The organism is Siphonobacter sp. BAB-5385, assembly GCF_002261125.1.
Taxonomy (GTDB): Bacteria; Bacteroidota; Bacteroidia; order Cytophagales; family Spirosomataceae; genus Siphonobacter.
Genome location: NZ_NMPS01000214.1, coordinates 12,122 through 29,669 on the forward strand (window position 1 = coordinate 12,122; position 17,548 = coordinate 29,669).

Below are 17,548 nucleotides of genomic sequence, written 5' to 3' on the forward strand. Positions count from 1 at the left end.
GGGCTGCTCATTAAAAAAAACCTGGCAGAATATGAACTCAGACTGCCAGGTTTTATACTTCTATTTAAAATGCACTAGAACAGGTAACGTACGCCTAATTGCAGACTCCAGGTGCTGGAAGTCGTCAGGTTAGGGGTAAAGTTAGACGTTGGGAAACCACCACTCACCTGAGCGAAGTTGAACGTCGGACGTTGCGTCGTACGATCCAGTCCCCGGTAAATCAGAGGATTGTTTAATTGATACAGTTGACGTACGCCCCAGTTTTTGTTTAGGAAGTTCAGTACGTTCAACATATCAGCACTAAACTGTAACGTGTGACGCTTCTTGCCTACGTTGATGAAGAAATCCTGTAACAGTTTCAGGTCCACTTGGTAGTAGAAGGGCAGACGAGCAGCGTTCCGTTCGGCGTATTTGCCTTTGTTCTTGCTCAGGTAATTATCCTGCTCCAGGAAGCGGAAGAATGCCGCCGACTGATCTTCAGCTGAGATTGCATTGGCACCCGTACCGGAAGCTACAAACGTGATCTCAGAAGGATCGCGGGGAATGTACATCAGGTCAGTCGTGTTGTTACCGTCACCATTGATGTCACCGTTGTATACGTAGCTGAAGTTACCTTGTGAAGCTGCTTCAAAGAACAACGTAAGCGTCGTAGCGGCGTGTTTGATGTATTCTTTGCGGTAGGAGAGGGTACCTACAATACGGTGAGGCACCATGTACTGCGAGTAACCCAGTTCCAGACTGTTTGATGTTCCAACGTTCGGGTTGGCATTCCACACCGATGAGGCCCGGTTGCCAGGGTTAGCCGTTACGTCTTTGGCATCCGTATAAGTATACGCTAATGAACCATACAGGCCATTATTGTACGCCTTGCTGATCTGACCCGTGAGGGAGTAACCGTAACCTTTCGACGTATTTTCCAGTACAATGGCCGAAGACGTATTGGTGTTCAAACGGTTCGAACCCGTAATGACTTCGCGATTGTCAGGACCCGCCAGCGTACCCGTAGGAGCTACGAGGTTGGCGTTCCGCATCCGAATGGCGTTTACGTCTTTCGTGTACAGGAATTCTCCGGTTACTTTCCAGCCATTACCCAGGTTTTTATCAATACCCAGGTTGCTTCGCCATACTTGGGGGAACTTCCAGTTTTTATCCGCAAATACTACGTCGTTAGGAACAGCTTTTCCTGGTTCGCGGGGGGGGAACAGGTTGGCATACGCGTCAGCATTCGGATTCAGGCGAATGTTCGCCAGCGTAGCAGGATTCGTAATGCTACCTCCGAATTGGTACATACCCGAGTTCGAAGGAATGTTCGTTAGCCATACCAGCGGGAAACGGCCCGTAAATAAACCGGTACCGCCACGAAGCGTCCAGGAATTGTTCTTACCCGTCGTATACTTGAAGCCTACGCGGGGAGAAAAATACCAGCTGGAGTTCGGATAGTTAGTCTGGTAGTTTACTTTCGTCGTACCATCGGCAGCAAAGAACTGTAGATTGTTAACCGCAGGATTCAATAAAGCGTCTTCCAGATAGAAAGGCTTATCGACCCGTAAACCAGCCGTCAGCGTAAAGTTAGGATTGATGGCAAATTCATCCTGAGCGTAGATACCCAGCAAACCAATCTTCAAATCAGCCGAGAATACTTCTTTCTGTCCAGGAACCAAAGAATAGGTGTGGGCATAATAGATGGGAGCCCGATCGTTCACCAGATCACTGATGCTGTTGAAAATGTAGTAACCGTTGGAAGGAGACATGAACATGTTACCTACGCGTTGGTACTCGTACGAAGCACCGGCCGTAATGGTATGCTTGTTGAGCGTATAGGTGAAGTTATCGATCACGCTATACACATCGTTCACAACCCGGTTATTCTGGGTAAAGGGGTCCATACCCGCAGAAATCTGGTTTTGACCTCTACCATCCAAAATGTCGATGGTTGGGAATACGCCGCCATTGAAGGTACGAACCGTATTGGTTTTGGTAGCCGTTACAATGATCTGGTTAGACATGTTGCTGTTGATCGTACTGTTCAATTCAGCAGTACCCGAACGAACCGTGTTTTCAAAGCCGTAGTTCGAGTTTTCGAAAGACATCGAACGCGTACTGAAACGGTTGTTCGGCAGACGAGTCAAGCCATTTGGCAGCAGCGGGTTTACACCACGATTAATTCCGCCGTTCGGTACACTACTTCCGTTCAGAGCTTGTCCGTCTGTTCCATTGAAGTCACTATACTTAACCGTCAGCTTGTGCTTGGTGTTAATGTTCCAGTCAATGCGGGCCAGAATTTTGGAGTTCTTATTGACGAAGTTGGGGAAGTTTTCGTACGAACCCGTGTTGTAATTGAATTTCTCCCGCAGGTAGTTAGAAACCCGGGCCAGAGAATCGCGGCTAACGCTGGAAGGTGTGCCGGTAACGGAAGAACCACTGGGAACGAAGTTGATACCCGGACGGCTCGCTTCTTCGTATTCGTAGCTGGCAAAGAAAAACAGTTTATTCTTGATGATGGGTCCACCCAAACGAGCACCAAAGATTTTGCTTTGTTGTTTCGGCAGGTTTTCGATGGTGAAATCTTTCACTTTCGTACCGTTGAAAGACTGATCCCGGTAGAACGTGTAAACCGATCCCTTGAATTCATTGTCACCACTACGGGTAATGGCTGAAATACCGGCACCCGTAAAGTTGGACTGACGTACGTCGAAAGGAGCAATGTTGACAGAAACCGTTTCGATAGCATCCAGTGAGATGGGGTTTCCGCCGCCGGGCAACGGATCGTTGCTCAGACCAAAGTTGTTATTCAGGTTAGCACCATCAACCTGGATGTTGTTGTAACGACCATCGCGTCCACCAAAGTTGTTACCACTGGCTTGAGGCGTAATCCGCGTAAAGTCTCCAATACTCCGGGTAATCGTCGGTAACGTATTCAATTGACGATTTGAAAGGTTCGTAGAGGCACCTACGCGTTGTACATCTTCGCCCGATCCTCTAACGGTCACTTCACTCAGTTGCGTACCAGCGTCGGAAAGCGTGACATTAACGGTTGCAGTACCACCTAATTCGGCGAAAACATTGGTTTGGCTCTGTTCGGTGTAACCGACAAAGGATACCGTTACCCGGTAAGGGCCACCTACTCGCACGTTGGGCAGGGAAAATAAACCGTTTGCATTAGTTACTGTACCGTAACGCGTACCCGAAGGTTCGTGAACGGCTACAACTGATGCACCGGGCAGGGTTTCATCTTTAACATCAGTAACTCGTCCGCTGATGGAAGAGGTGGTAACCTGAGCAAAGGCGGACTGGCCTGCCATCAGTAACACCAGCGTTACCAGAAATCCTAAAGCTCGGGTTAGTGGTAAAAATTTCCTCATCATAAGAAATTTGGAATTTGATTAAATTGAACTTTTTACAGGGTATGCTATGTAAAATTCAATACAAAGAAACACATGTTTTTGTCTTTTTTCAAGTCTTGCTTTTTTGATTTGGATTTAAATTATAACAATAATGTATTGATTTATAGGAAATGCTCATTTTAATATTTAAATAAATCAATTTTCATAATGTTAAATAATCATTAAGTTTTTGTTTATGGTAAGATTGTACTATTTCCATACAGCTCTTTTAAAAAGAACAACTCCCCTTATTTTTATAGAATCTAAATTGTCTTATTATTTCCAATGAATTAGCCACTTTTACTCAAAATAGAACCGCTAAATATTCGCGGAGAAGACATATTGCCAATTAAAATTGGCCGACAGGCTCTAAATTGGTCTTAAGTATACGTTGAAACTGACTAGAGCCAAAGAATTGACAATTACGTGATGGGCTATACGAAGCGATCCTTGTAGGAAACTTAGGAACTTTGATAGCTATACGATGGACAGAAGCCACATCCAATTGGAGCAGTCCTGCTCGCGTAAGACCGCCCTCCCATGAACCGTAAATGCGGGATTGCTGTTATCTTTGCCAACTAATCAGCAAACTTCTTTCTTCTCAGGTTATACGCTTACTAGCATCCCCAATTATGAAAAGAATTTATCTGGATAATGCGGCGACTACTCCTCTGGACCCGCTGGTACTGGAAGAGATGCTTCCCCTGATGCGGGAGCAATTTGGTAACCCTTCGTCCATCCACGGTCATGGCCGCGTGGTACGTTCAGCGATTGAAAAGGCCCGGAAAAAGGTGGCCGAGCTGCTGAACACCTCGCCTTCGGAGATTTTTTTCACCTCGGGAGGAACGGAAGCCGACAATACCATTATCCAGAATACGGTTCTTGCCAAAGGAATCAAACATATCATCACGTCTAAGATTGAGCATCACGCGGTGCTGCATACGGCGGAAGATTTACAGAAAAAAGGACTCGCGAAGGTTTCTTTCGTGGAGCTGGATGCCAAAGGTTACGTGGACTACGATCATCTGGAAGCGTTGCTGAAAGAGAACTCCACCAGCCTGATTTCACTCATGCACGGTAACAACGAAGTGGGGAACCTGCTGGATCTGGATCGGGTAGGCGAACTGGCGACGGCGTACGGAGCCCTGTTCCATTCGGATACGGTACAAACGATGGGCCATTACGTGCACGATCTGCAACGCCTGAAGACGAACTTTATCGTGGGAGCGGCCCATAAATTCCACGGACCCAAGGGCGTTGGATTCATGTACCTGCAAAGCGGCACCCGGATTCCTCCTTTCATTCACGGGGGAGCCCAGGAACGTAACATGCGGGGTGGAACGGAAAACGTCTACGGCATTGCCGGACTAGCGAAAGCCCTGGAGCTGGCGTATGCCGAAATGAGCGAACACCAGCAACATGTGCAGGGGTTGAAATCGTACATGATCGAACGGCTGAAAGAAGCCATCCCTGATGTACGCTTCAACGGTGATCCGGAAAATGCCGCTCAAAGTTTGTATACGGTGCTGAACGTAAGTTTCCCACCAACGGCCGATAGCGAAATGCTGTTGTTCAACCTGGATATTGAAGGTATTTCTGCGTCGGGTGGTTCCGCCTGTAGTAGCGGTTCAGACGTAGGTTCACACGTGCTGACGGCTCTTAAAGCCGACCCTTCACGTCCTTCGGCCCGCTTTTCGTTCTCGAAATATAATACCCGGGAGGAAATTGATACCGTCGTGGAAAAACTCACGGTCATTGCTGGTGTAGAACGGGTAAGCTAAGCTAACTCAGGTTGTCACTATACTTCATTGCCAGTCTTCGGACTGGCAATTTTTGTTTGCCAGCGAGTCCAGGGGTAAGGGAACCACACGAGTAAAGCCGCTACCAGGATGATTATGCCACAGACAGCCCCCAGCACCGGAGCGGGTATACTCATCTGGGCCTGACCCGATACGTAAGCCCCGGTGATGTCCGTAAGATTAACCATCGCCATATACGCGGTGAACTGTGAGCCTTCCACGGACTTCCGGCAAAGTGCCATGAGTACGGGCATACTGGCTACGCTGAAACTCGGGTCCATCATGGAAAGGGCCACCAGACCCATCCGTCCCACGGCCAGCTCGTGCCAATAGATATGCAGTAAATTGAACGTAAGTAAAAATAGCCCCGCCCCAAGCATGACCCGGCCCATCAGTCGCTGGGCTCCCATGCGATCGGCAATAATTCCACCCAAGAGTACAACAGCAATCACGACCAGCGTGCCCAAAGTACCCTGTAGAACCGATACGTCTGCGTCAGACCAGCCCAGTCGCTGAATCAGGTGTACGGAATAAGCCCGGCTGAATACTGCCTGACAGCCATAATATAAAAGGATAGGAATAAACAGCCGCAGGCTCCGTTTTTCGGTTAAACCCCGAAAAAGTTCGCGGAATAACCCCCTGGCTGAAGGAAGACTGGCCTGTACGAAGGGAATTTGTTTCAAGGAGAACAACGCCTGCTCGGGTCGTTCTTTGATGAAAAAGGTCAGTACGGTTAGGGATAAAAGTACCAGTGACTGCGTCCATACGGCCGCATGAAATCCGTAGGCGTGCAGGACTACGGCCAGGCCAGCGGAACCCAGCGAAATGCCGCCGAGGAAACCGCCCCGCATGACGGCAGTAAGGCGACCGCGTTCGTTTTCCGGAATGACAGAAATAGCCAAAGCATCTACGCTGGCGTCCTGCACCGAAGCGAAAACACTATGCACGAAAAAGGCCAGTTGCAACGAGGATAGCTCCCGGATCGGATCGTCGACAACCAATAAACCCAGCGAAGCCAGTAAAGCGAGAGTTTGAGCGAGCAATACCCAGGGCCGCCGCCGACCCATGCTCGATTGCTGATACTTATCGATAATTGGTCCCCAGATGAATTGAAAAGACCAGGGCAGGCCAACCGTTGCAGCAAAAACTCCCACTGCAGCCGGGGAGATCTGATGAGCAGTGAGGTAATTAGCCAGGGTATATAAACCGAAACCCGCCGGAATGCCCTGCATGACGTATAGGTAAAAAAAGGCAAAATAGCGTAACCAGCGACGTTCACTCAGAGCTAACGCATACGCGGATGATTTCAGCGGCATGTATTTAGGGGATTATTGCCCTTTCATAACGTTCTGAAAATGAATTTGTTTAAGGGGATTTTTCGGGCAATGGAGGTATGTTTCTCGTAGGGTATGTAACTATACGGTGAGTTACCTCGCATTTCATACGGGGGCGGGGTTGGCGAGTCTGGCATGTGTAGGTATAGAAGCAAGAAATTGGATAGAATAGGAAAGTGTTATTACGCAACCCCGAAGGGGTTTAATGTAATTAGCCATGGGTTATACCCATGGAAACGGCGATGATCATTCCGCCATGATTACCCCGCATTTCATCCGGGGCTACTGATATTAAACCCCTCCGGGGTTAGGGTATTCGATGAAGGCAGGGAGCTACTGGTGTAAGTTTCCATACTTGTACCTACCATCAGGCAGTTAGAAACTGCCTGAGTACGCAAGATAAAAGCAGCTAGGAGCCTGTCTGGGTATCGGTACCGATTAGGATAGCTGCACCAGTGAGCAGCTATCCGTATGCCTTTGGAAAGAATTGCCTTATTTTTTAAAGTATAAGGTGAGAAATAGATTCATAAAATTTGGTGAACCCCGGGATTTCTTTTCCCAAATGTTTCCAGAATTGCCTTCTTGTTTTGCAACCATCGATCGCAGCGTCAAACGGTCGGTGTATGCGTATGAACTCTCTTCCCTTGAATTTTTTGTGTAGGAAAAGTCCGCGAAGGTTCTTACTCGGAGCCTGTCTGCTGGCAGCCCTGCCCAGTACGGGTCAGGTGCAAACCTTACGGGAGGTACTCAACCGAAGCGTTACGCAGTATCCACTACTGAAAGCCAAACAATCGGAAATTCAGAGTGCACAGCAGCGGGAGTCGGCGGCCCTGACCGAGCGACTCCCCATCGTAACGCTCCAGCACCAGTACAACTACGCCACCAACAACAGCATCACGGGATCGGTCTTCAATAACGAAGGAACCGCCGTGGCCATTTCTGGTGGGGTACGTCCCGAAAACAATTATGAAGGCGTATTTGGCAGTTTTACCACGGCCGTTGCGGAGTGGCGGGTTATTAATTTCGGTCGCGTAAAAGCGAACATCCAGGCTGCCAATGCCGAGGTTCACCGTTTCGAAGAAGACTACGCGAACGAACGCTTTCAGCATCAGGTACGGGTGACCGATGCCTATCTAACGCTTTTGATTCAACAGAAACTGGTAACCATTCAACAACAAAACCTGGATCGGGCCCTGACCTTCAAACGGATCGTCGACTCCGGCGTTCGTTCGGGTATGCGTCCCGGCGTGGATAGCTCGCTGGCGACGGCGGAGGCTTCGCGGGCCCGCATTCTGTTACTGGAAAGTCAACAACAGGAACAGGTACAGCGACTCCGGCTTTCGGAGCTGACGGGATTGGTACAGGATAACCTACAGGTGGATAGCCTGTCTTTCTATACCCAGTTACCTCTGTCACCCGCCGCGAGTGACAGTTTATTCCGGAATCATCCGGCCTTACGATTTTCCCGCAGCCAGATCGACTGGGCAGCCGCCCGCAGCACGGCCACCAGCCGTTCGCTGTGGCCCACGATCTCGTTGGTGGGAGCGGGTTGGGCGAGGGGTTCAGGGGTACAAAACGATGGAGATGTCTACCGAACGGACCTGTCCAACGGCATCCGGTATCAGGTAGGTAATTACCTCTTTGGGGTGGCGGCCCGCTGGAATCTGACGAATGCCTTACGCCTCAAACGCGAATACCGAGGGGAGGTCGCCCAGACCGAACGCTTCCAGCACCTGTATCAGGAACAGGACAATCGCCTGCAACGGATTCAGCGGGAATCTGAGACGCAGTTTCGCGTCGCCCTTGAACAGGCCCGACAGGCTCCCGTGCAGTTACGGGCCGCTCGACAGGCATACAATCAGGCTCAGGCTCGCTACAAAAACGGCCTCGCCGATTTGCCCACGGTACTACAAACCTTCCTAACCCTCAACCGGGCCGAGGTAGATACCTACGTTTCCACCAGTAATGCCTGGAGATCCCTCTTACGCATCGCCGCCGCCGAAGGTGATCTGGCGGTGTTTCTGAATCAAGTACCAAAATGAGTTTACAGTTTGAAGTTTTCTGTTTTCAGTTGGTAAAAGAACGGTTAGACCTAATTAGAAATGATACGCTTTTGAGGTGCTGTAAAAAACGGATTACCTAATCAAAACCAAGTTCTAAACGTTTGATGAACAATTTCGCCTCGACCAACTGCAAACAGAAAACTGCAAACAGAAGACTGAAAACTATCTCTCATGCATCAACTCATTCGATCCGCTTTGCGGAAGCCCATTTCGGTGGTGGTGGCCGTGGTAGGGTTACTGTTCTTTTCGGTACTGTCCCTGCGAACGATTCCCGTCGATATTTTCCCGAACCTTGATCTGCCCACCATTTATGTCGTGCAACCCTACGGCGGTATGGCTCCTGACCAGATGGACGGCTTCATTGCCACCCGGTATCAGGACCACTTTCTGTACGTATCCGGTATTAAGGACGTTGACGTGAAAACCATTCAGGGTTTGTCGCTGATCAAATTGCAGTTTTATCCCGGTACGGACATGGCTCAGGCGGCGGCGGAGGTCGCCAACAACGTCTCACGGGCCAAGGCCTATATGCCCGAAGGGACGGTGCCGCCGCAGGTCGTTCGCTTCGATGCCAGCTCCGTGCCCGTCGGGCAGCTCGTGTTTGAAAGTGCGACCCGTTCCCTTAATGAAATTCAGGATTATGCCTCCTCGCGGGTGCGACCCATGTTTTCCCGGATTGAAGGCGTATCGAGTCCGCCACCCTTTGGTGGAAACCAGCGGACCATCGTCGTACGCGTTGACCCCAAACGCATCCAGAGTTATCAGCTGACGCCGGAAGAGGTCATTAAAGCCATCGTCAGCAATAACCAGCCCTCGCCCGCCGGGAATATTCGGGTGGGAGATAAGGCGGTAATGACGCCCGTCAACTCATTAGTACAGAAACCCGAAGATTTTCTGAACATCCCGATTCGCACGGGTTCGGGTCCGACGGTCTTCGTGCGGGACATCGGTACAGTGGAAGACGGTGCCGACGTGACGGTCAGTTATGCCCTCGTGAACGGTCGCCGGGCGGTGTATATCCCGGTTGTGAAAAAATCAGATGCTTCGACGTTACAGGTAGTAACGAACCTGAAAAATGCCTTACCCGAAATCCAGAAATCCGTACCCGAAGACGTCAAGATTTCCTACGAATTCGATCAATCCATTTACGTAACCAATGCCCTGAAAAGTCTGGTGACGGAAGGGGTACTCGGTGCGTTGCTGACGGGTTTGATGGTACTACTCTTCCTGCGGGACTGGCGAAGTGTCATCATTGTCGTCCTGACCATCCCGGTTTCGGTACTGATTGCGGTGATGATGCTCCATCTGTTCGGGCAGTCGATCAATACGATGACCCTTTCGGGGTTAGCCCTAGCGGTAGGGATTCTGGTCGATCAGGCGACGGTATCCATTGAAAATATCCACCAGCACCTGGAGATGGGTAAACCCAAGGCCCAAGCCATCTGGGAAGCCTGTAAGGAAATCGTATTTCCCGAGTTTCTGATTCTGCTGGCGATTCTGGCGGTATTCGCTCCGGCCTTTGTGATGACAGGGGTACCGAAGTCCATGTTTTTGCCGCTCTCGCTCTCGGTGGGTTTTGCCATGATCGCGTCGTTTTTACTCTCGCAGACCCTCGTACCGGTGCTCTCCAACTGGCTGCTCAAATCCCATCCTTCGCATGAAGCCCCCACGCTGGCTCTGGACGAACGGGAGCGACTCGGTATCCTGGAGGAAGACACGCACGAACCCCAAACGGGTTTTGAACGCTTCAAACACCGGTATACGCAGTTTTTACAAAAGCTCATTGCTCGCCGCAAGCTGGTCGTAACCGCCTATCTGCTGGGCAGTATCGGACTGATCGTACTCTGCTTTCAATGGCTGGGCACGGACATTCTGCCGCACGCCAATAGTCACCAGTTTCAAATGCGGATTCGGGTACCGGACGGCACGCGGGTCGAACGGACGGAAACCGCAACGCTGAAAATTCTGGATATTATTAAGGAGGCCGTGGGGCCCGAAAACGTGGAAATTTCCTCGGCCTACGTTGGTACGGTGCCTTCGAGTTACGGGACGTCCAACATTTTCGTCTTCAACAGCGGTCCCCACGAAGCCGTGATGCAGGTATCCTTGAAGGAGGAGTACCACGTGAAAATGGACAACCTGAAGGAAGAACTCCGCCGCCGGATTGGCCAGGCCCTGCCGAGTACCCGCATTTCCTTCGAACCCATTGAGCTGACGGACAAGATGATGAGCCAGGGGTCGGCAACACCCATTGAAGTAAGCGTGGCGGCGAAAGACCTGAAGGAAGCTGGACGATTTGCCCAGCGGATCAAAGCCAATATGGAAAAAATCGATTTCCTGCGGGATGTGCAGATTGCCCAACCGCTGGAGTATCCCGTTCTGCGGGTGACGATGGACCGGGAGCGGGCCGGACAACTGGGCGTAACCTCCACGCAGGTGGCCCGCTCGATGGTGGCGGCGACGTCTTCCAGCCGGTTTACGGATAAAAACCTCTGGCTCGATGATGCGAAAGGACTGGCGTATCAGGTGCAGGTACAGATTCCCGAGTATTTGATGACTTCCTCGAACGAGATTGGAAACATTCCGCTCAAGTCCGGGGAAATGCACCCGGTACTCTCGGACGTGGCCCGCTTTACGGAAGAAACCGCTCCGGGTGAATACGACCGGGCCGGACCGAACCGGCTGGTGACCATCAATGCCAACTTGCAGAAAATCGATTTGGGAACGGCCCAGAAAGCCGTACAACAGGCCATCAAAGACGCAGGCGATCCGCCCCGGGGGGTGATCGTCGAACTGAAAGGACAGACCCAACTGCTGACGGATACGCTCAGTGGTCTGCAAACGGGTCTGATCGTGGCGATCGTCATTATTTTCCTATTGCTGAGTGCGAATTATCAGTCGCTGAAATTATCACTGGTGATTCTGTCGGCCGTACCCGCCGTAGTAGCCGGAGCCTTGCTGATGCTACTGGCCTGCGGGGCTACGCTGAATCTGCAATCGTACATGGGCCTCATTATGTCGGTAGGGGTATCGGTAGCGAATGCCATTCTGATGGTTACCAATGCCGAAAACCTGCGGCTTTCCATTCGAAATGCCAACCGGGCCGTAGTACTGGCGGCGGGTAGCCGGATTCGTCCCATTCTGATGACCAGTATTGCCATGGTGGCGGGGATGTTACCCATGGCCTCGGGTCTGGGTGAAGGGGGTGATCAGATTGCACCGCTGGGACAGGCCGTTATTGGAGGTCTGGTGGCTTCAACCCTGGCCGCCCTGCTGATTTTGCCCTGTGTGTTCACGCAGGTACAGGCGAAAGCTTCCTTCCAGTCGGTATCCCTGGATCCCGAAGATCCCGAAAGCAAATCTTTTCAACTTCAAGAAGAAACGGTATGAAACCCTCAATCAATTGGCTGCTGATTCCGGCTCTGGCTAGTGTGTACGCTTGTAGTCCCGCCGGAAGTGAAACAAAAAAAGCGGAAGCAAAACCCGCCACTCCCGCCCGGCTCGAATCCACGCAGGTACGGGAAATGCAACCCAGTAAAGAAGTAACCCTACCGGGCGAATTACTGCCCTGGAACCGGGTAAATCTATACGCCAAAGTAAAAGGCTTCGTCCGTCAGGTCGGCGTAGACCGTGGTACCTGGGTTCGCAAAGGGCAGGTACTCGTGCAACTCGAAGCCCCGGAAGTACTGGCGGAGGTCAATCAGGCCCAGGCTCAGGTACAGGCTCAGCAGGCCAATCTTATTCAGCAACAATCGAAATACCGGGCCAGTAAGCTCACCTATCGCCGATTACTGGAAACCAACCGGATGGAAGGAGCGGTTTCTTTGCAGGAAATCGATCAGGCTCAATCCCGAATGGAGGCCGACAGTGCGTTGGTACTATCCGCTCAGGAAAGCGTGCAGGCATCAAAAGCCAATCTGCGAAGTAAGCAGGATTTAAAACAGTACCTGACGCTGACGGCTCCCTTCGATGGCGTGATTATCGAACGGAATATCAGTCCCGGAGCCCTGGTCGGAGCGGGGGAAGCCGGAAAGCCTCTCTTGGTACTGGAAGATAGTCGCACGCTTCGACTTACGGTAGCCATTCCTGAAGCGTATGCCAATCAGCTGGGTAAAAAGAGTACGGTTGATTTTACGGTGAATGCCATTCCTGAACGCGTATTCAAAGGCAGTCTGGCCCGTAGTGCCGAAAGTCTACAGGCCGCCCAGCGTTCGATGATGGCTGAATTTGACATTCCAAATACGAAAGGCGAACTGAAAGCGGGCATGTACGCTCAGGTGCGACTGCCCGTCGAACGCTCGCAGCCTACGCTATTTGTACTGCGAACCGCGGTTGTGACTTCTTCGGAAAAAGTATTTGTAATTCGAATGAATGGCGACAAAGCCCAGTGGGTAACCGTAGACACTGGAAATACCCTCGACAGTCTCGTAGAAGTATTCGGAAATGTAAAAGCCGGAGACGTACTGGTACGAAAAGCCTCCGAAGAAATCCGGGATGGGCAGACGGTGCGGGTGGAGTAGGAGTTGTTGGAGGGGTTTCATTCAGGTTTGAGGTTTGAATGGTTTCAAGTTTGAGTAATACAAGACATTCCGGAAGTTGTGAGCTTTCGGGATTTCTTTCTATTAGTGGTCGGTAGCTAATAGTTGTCGGTTAGATTAAGTTTTGGGCTTGTTAGCATCAAATCGCACAAAAGGACATCTCAAAAGTTTTGGCTTTTAGGATGTCCTTTTGTACTGAAACCATTCAAGCCTCAAACTTGAAACCAATCAAAACCCTTCAACAACTACCGACAAAACGTATCTGACTGAATATCTAATCGGTATACGGCTTGTCTGAGCGTGGTATCTTTTTGCGTAAAGGGCCAGCCGATGGCTGGGTTGGGTGTCGCCCGGAAGCGGTAGCGTTTGCCGATTTCCAGTCGATTGGAGGCCACTGCCCGAACCGTACGCGTCATGGTAATCAGGTCTACCCAGTCTTCCGTACCCACAATCTGATACTGGATCCGCAATTCAGCGGGTAGTTTGGCTTCATCCACCTGACGTCCTTCCGGACAGGTAACATCAAAGATGAGTGATACTTTGGTAGGCGGCGTTGCGAAACTAATCGGAGCGGTAATGGTTCGGGTATCGCAGAGGTCAACGGCTTCGGATACATAAATGGGCGTAATCTGATCCCCGCCCGTGTGGTTATTGGCCCGGAACACCTGCAATTTCACCGTTCGCTGAATCATCCCCGAAAACGTTCGCTGGGCACCATTATTCAGGTCCACGTACGTTTCGTAAACGGTTTGATTGGTAGCGGCATCAACCAACCGGGCGTAGTAGCGAATATCCACCCCCGAAAGATTCGTCTGGAATCGGAACGTTGGGCCGTTTTCACAGATTTCCTGGGTTTCGGCTAATGCGTAGTGCGTTAGCTGGGAAAGCTGGGTTTTGATGAATAGCTGATTATTCTGCGGGTTTCGCTGAAGTCGCAGGGAAGCCTGCTGCACCCAGGCATTTCGCGTAACATCAAACATCCAGAAGGGGAGTGAATCGCCTTCTTTCGGGACTTGTCCATTGAGTAACCGCTGATTCGGCTGAATCGCCACGGTGACTTCCGTCGGAGCGGACGTACGGCGTAAGACTTGCCCTTCCCGGGTAAAGCCTTCCAACTGGAAGAACACTAAGCCCTGGAATAAAAACGCCGGAAGCTTTTGCCCATTCTGACCAATCGCATTAAAGGACCGGAGTGAACGATTGGGTAAATACGTCGTTGCAGCCTGCGGCGTATAGTAGTAGAGGGTAGTCTTGGTTTCACCCCGGGCATTCTGTCCATCGGCGGTACTCAGCGAAGTATTCTGCGGTAAGCTCCACTGGGCGTTTGCTCCGTTAATCGCCGTCGTTTGGACCGTGTGAGCCCCCGTACTGTGATCCTGCTGCGAGGCGGCTATCCCCGCTGGCGGCTGACTGGCACTAATCAGCGGAACGGTAGTATTGACATTATCGGGCGTATTGAGCTGCCATTCCGTAAGTCTGCTGAGATAGCCATCGGCTTGTGCCCATACGGCCACGGTGACCGGATTCTGGCTGGAGGGTAACTGATCAGGGTCTACGGCTAAACCCAGGAAACCTTCAGAACTGGGTTTGATGAGCTCTCCACCGGTTAGATTTTTAACACGATTGGCATCTTCACCCACCACAGCTACCTGCAAATTGGGGGGTGTTTTGATTCTGGAACCAGCACTCGCATCCGTATACTGAATGTGAAGCGTAGCCTGAGTGAGTGGATCCTTGAATTGAAATTCAATTCCTTCGAAGGGATTTTCGCAGCCGAAACCAATGCCGAGTAAGGCAAGGCTGAGCAGTGTAGTGAGGCGATAAAAGACCTTTTTCATAACGTCTGGCGGAACGTGATTCAAATGGATGGTGACGCAAATCAGATTTTAAAAAAGTATTCTAAACCTACAAAATCTACGAATCGGGTAAGTAGAGCCACAAAAAGGCAAAAAAAACCCTCGAACATCCGCCAATGCTCGAGGGCACAAGTGTCTTAAGTATTCGTCAATACTTACGGATCTTGTTTGTAAAATATTTTACAAAAAGACCGGACCAATTATAAAATGTTAACGAATGGGGCAATAACCGATCTGTAAATGCGACTTTTTTTCTACAAACATCCCATTACAGGGAAATAAATTCCCATGACATGAAAATTGATCATGATAATATTCTGCAAATACGGATTTAAACTAGCTTTTTTTTCTGTACAAATCGAATTCAGTACAAAAAATTGACCATTTTCTTTTGTTTAGGGTATGTACGCCTTCGTAGCTTAAATAGGGCTATGATCCTTACCTCAGGACGCAGGATCAACAATAAGATATTTTCCCTGAACAGTTCATGCGATTACTAAAAGCCTGTTGCGGATGGGAGCAGTAGCCGTATTCTTTTCTCAGATTACGTCTGAAAGCAATCATTTACTTCGGATTTTCCGCTTATGGCGGAACAGCTGGCTTGTCAGTCCGGTTTGCTAGGGATTTCCCAATTCTGCTTCACTCCAGCTACCGGACGCAGGCTCCTGAAAAACCCGCACCACCCTTACCATGGAAGTTGCTGATTAGGACCAGGATAACGATCAGGACTGTATGGCGGTACGGCGAAAGACCTGAGGATATTAGCCTGGCAGGGACCGAAGAAATTTCCACAATGGCCTATCCTGGACAACCGTCTGCGGTAGCCGACTCCTGAACGACCTGCTTGGGATGTGAAAAGGAATTGCCAACTTTGAAGAACTTTTATAGATCTATTCTCGAATGAAACACCTTTTCCTTGGAATCACTTGCCTGTATGTACTGAATTCATGCGGTAAGGATCAGGACAATGCTCCGCCTATTACGCTCGATCAGGACCAGCTTGAATTACACTACGATCAGACATACCAGTTTAAATTGAAGCAGGGGACGGGCGAGTTGAAAGCCAGTCAATATCGTTGGACCTCAAGCAATGAGTACGTAGGAACCGTATACGATGGCGATTTTAAAGCCGAGCAAATTGGCGAAACGACCATTACGGCAAGCTCGAAGGATGGGAAAAAGCAATGGACCAGCAAGGTGACCGTGGTTCCGTACAGCACGCTTTACCGCGAACCCGTAACGGATTTCAGCCTGACCCCAGAACAGGTTAAGAGTAAAGAGACCCGCGAATTACGCGAGCAATCCGCCACTGTAACGACTTTTAAGGGCGAAAACAGTAAAACCTGGGCGATCCGGTACAACTTCACGGCGGGCAAACTCAGCTCAGCCAGCGTACTACTGATGGATTCGCAGGACATCGCCAACGAAGGCAGCCGCTTCCTCGATGAGCGGTATAAGTACGTAGGAGAGTCCAACGGAGCCAGTGTGTTTACCGACGAAAAACAGTGACCATCCGCTATCAGTACACCAATGATTACGGCCTGATGGTGCAGTACAGTCCCTATGTCAAGGGTGGTCGTTTGCCCGGCGTTCTATAAAAAAAGAGCGTACCTCATTTAAAAAGAGAAGGCTTCTGGCAGGCCTTCTTTTTTTATGTTGACAGATAGGGCGGCAGGCAAAAACTTATTATTTGGATTCTCGCTACCTATTTCCGTACTTACCTCATATCCAGCAAAAATCTGCTTTCATGAAACACCTTTTCTTAATCGTAAGCCTGCTTTGGGTTTTTACGTCCTGCTCTAAAAAAGATGAAGCTCCGGCCGTTTCGATCGACCAGCCGCAACTACAAATCCACTTCGATGAAGAACATCAGTTTGTATTAACGCAGGGAAATAATACGCTCACGGCCAGTCAGTATCAATGGACTTCCAGCAACGAAACCGTAGGTACGGTAGATGCAAACGGTACTTTCACGGGGAATCGCATTGGCGAAACCACCGTTACTGGGGTGTCCGCCGATGGTAAAAATCGCGTGGAAAGTAAGGTAACGGTGATTCCCTATGTAGCTTCATTCGTGAAAGAACCAGCATTGGATTTCGGTAATAGTAAAGCTACGGTGAAAGCTAAGGAAACCCGAACGTTGGTACAGGAAACGGACAACACCTTAGAATATCAGGGAGAGAATGCAAAGTTAAGAGGGGTTGGGTATCAGTTTGAAAACGCTGCCTTGATTAATTCGATTCTATTCTTGACTGTTACTAACCAAGTCGCTCAGGAAGCCGTTACTTATTATTATGAGCGGTATGATGTTGAAGAAGGTGAAAATGAGCTGTACGTAGCCATTTCAGATAAAGTAGTCATGGGTCTATTAGTGGACGATTCTGCGGGTTTAGTAGCCGTATACGTTCCATTTGATTTTGCAAGCGGTGGCCGCGTAGCTGCGAAAGATTTGAAGCAGTTGTTTAAAGGTAAATACAAGGCCGGCAAAAACGCTTCGCTTTCGTTGAAGCAGGCTCTTTCGGCCTTACGTCTTCAACACAAATAGGAATTTTTCTAGTACTACAAAAAAGCCCGC

The 17,548-nt window shown here is 50.1% G+C and carries 9 protein-coding genes; 6 read left to right on the top strand and 3 right to left on the bottom strand.

The window, feature by feature from the left end:
• Nucleotides 1-74 precede the first annotated feature (74 nt).
• Nucleotides 75-3,365: a TonB-dependent receptor gene (locus tag BWI93_RS22140; protein ID WP_094815320.1), complete on the bottom strand. Its 3,291-nt coding sequence runs from the start codon at nucleotides 3,363-3,365 to the stop codon at nucleotides 75-77.
• Between the two features lie 650 nt (nucleotides 3,366-4,015).
• Between BWI93_RS22140 and BWI93_RS22145 the strand changes: the two genes are divergently transcribed.
• Nucleotides 4,016-5,164 (top strand): cysteine desulfurase family protein, encoded by a 1,149-nt coding sequence (locus tag BWI93_RS22145; RefSeq protein WP_094815322.1) that lies wholly within the window; start codon nucleotides 4,016-4,018, stop codon nucleotides 5,162-5,164.
• A 17-nt stretch (nucleotides 5,165-5,181) separates the two neighbouring features.
• Here BWI93_RS22145 and BWI93_RS22150 read toward each other — a convergent pair whose 3' ends face one another.
• Nucleotides 5,182-6,498: an MFS transporter gene (locus BWI93_RS22150; protein ID WP_094815324.1), complete on the bottom strand. Its 1,317-nt coding sequence runs from the start codon at nucleotides 6,496-6,498 to the stop codon at nucleotides 5,182-5,184.
• A 647-nt stretch (nucleotides 6,499-7,145) separates the two neighbouring features.
• Between BWI93_RS22150 and BWI93_RS22155 the strand changes: the two genes are divergently transcribed.
• The 3 genes from BWI93_RS22155 (at nucleotide 7,146) to BWI93_RS22165 (ending at nucleotide 13,099) form a co-directional block, all read left to right on the top strand.
• Nucleotides 7,146-8,558 carry a TolC family protein gene (locus BWI93_RS22155; protein WP_094815460.1) on the top strand — a complete coding sequence of 471 codons (1,413 nt, stop codon included), beginning with the start codon at nucleotides 7,146-7,148 and terminating at the stop codon, nucleotides 8,556-8,558.
• A 192-nt stretch (nucleotides 8,559-8,750) separates the two neighbouring features.
• Entirely contained in the window at nucleotides 8,751-11,969 is a 3,219-nt protein-coding gene (locus tag BWI93_RS22160; protein WP_094815326.1) for an efflux RND transporter permease subunit, read from the top strand.
• Nucleotides 11,966-13,099, top strand: coding sequence for an efflux RND transporter periplasmic adaptor subunit (locus tag BWI93_RS22165; protein WP_094815328.1), 1,134 nt, complete (start codon nucleotides 11,966-11,968; stop codon nucleotides 13,097-13,099). The genes BWI93_RS22160 and BWI93_RS22165 overlap by 4 nt, the downstream gene beginning before the upstream one ends.
• A 263-nt stretch (nucleotides 13,100-13,362) precedes the next feature.
• Here the strand turns inward: BWI93_RS22165 and BWI93_RS22170 are convergent, their stop codons facing one another.
• The gene (locus tag BWI93_RS22170) at nucleotides 13,363-14,955 is read right to left on the bottom strand and encodes a hypothetical protein (protein ID WP_094815330.1); all 1,593 of its coding nucleotides are present in this window, start codon (nucleotides 14,953-14,955) and stop codon (nucleotides 13,363-13,365) included.
• A 918-nt stretch (nucleotides 14,956-15,873) separates the two neighbouring features.
• On the opposite strand from BWI93_RS22170, the gene BWI93_RS22175 reads away from it, so the two are divergent.
• Nucleotides 15,874-16,482 carry an Ig-like domain-containing protein gene (locus BWI93_RS22175; RefSeq protein WP_094815332.1) on the top strand — a complete coding sequence of 203 codons (609 nt, stop codon included), beginning with the start codon at nucleotides 15,874-15,876 and terminating at the stop codon, nucleotides 16,480-16,482.
• 238 nt (nucleotides 16,483-16,720) lie between these two features.
• On the top strand, nucleotides 16,721-17,518 hold the full coding sequence (locus tag BWI93_RS22180; RefSeq protein WP_102200474.1) for an Ig-like domain-containing protein: 798 nt from the start codon (nucleotides 16,721-16,723) through the stop codon (nucleotides 17,516-17,518).
• Nucleotides 17,519-17,548: the final 30 nt, after the last annotated feature.